This window comes from Yinghuangia sp. YIM S09857, from assembly GCF_051388915.1.
In the GTDB taxonomy this organism is placed as follows: domain Bacteria; phylum Actinomycetota; class Actinomycetes; order Streptomycetales; family Streptomycetaceae; genus Yinghuangia.
This window is the reverse complement of record NZ_JBPKBH010000011.1, coordinates 69,005-69,474: the sequence shown is the minus strand read 5'-3', so window position 1 is coordinate 69,474 and position 470 is coordinate 69,005. Positions and strand designations below refer to the sequence as shown.

Annotated in this window: 1 pseudogene; it reads left to right on the top strand. The window is 72.1% G+C overall.

Annotated elements, in window-relative coordinates:
* A pseudogene (locus ACRX5S_RS23375) lies at positions 1 to 252 on the top strand (RNA polymerase subunit sigma-24); the annotation flags it as partial.
* Between the last annotated feature and the right edge of the window lie 218 nt (positions 253 to 470).

Below are 470 nucleotides of genomic sequence, written 5' to 3'. Positions count from 1 at the left end.
GGCGCGGCCCCCCCGCAGCTGTTCTCGGTCGGCGTTCTGCTGGAGGTACGCGAGATCAACGGCCAGCCGGGTGCGCTGCTGCGCGACCGCGAGGGCCGGATCGCCGGGACCTGGGTACTTGACATCCTCGACGGCCGGATCCAGACGATCCGCTCGGTGGTCAACCCCGACAAGCTCGGCCACATGGGCCCTGTCGCGGACACATGGGAACTCAAGCGCGAGGCCTCCGAGTTCCGCAAGCGGTCGCGGTAGCCGCCGGTCCGGGACCAGGAGCGGCGTCCGGACGCACCGGCGCGGCTCCGTCGGAACTCACGGACCGACAAGGCGCGTCGGAACTCACCGAGCGACAGGGCGCGTCGGAACTCACGGACCGACAAGGCGCGTCGGAACTCACCGAGCGACAAGGCCCGCCGGGCCCGCCGATCGACACAGGGTGCCGATCGGCGGGCCGGCTCGGTGGGGCGTTCCGC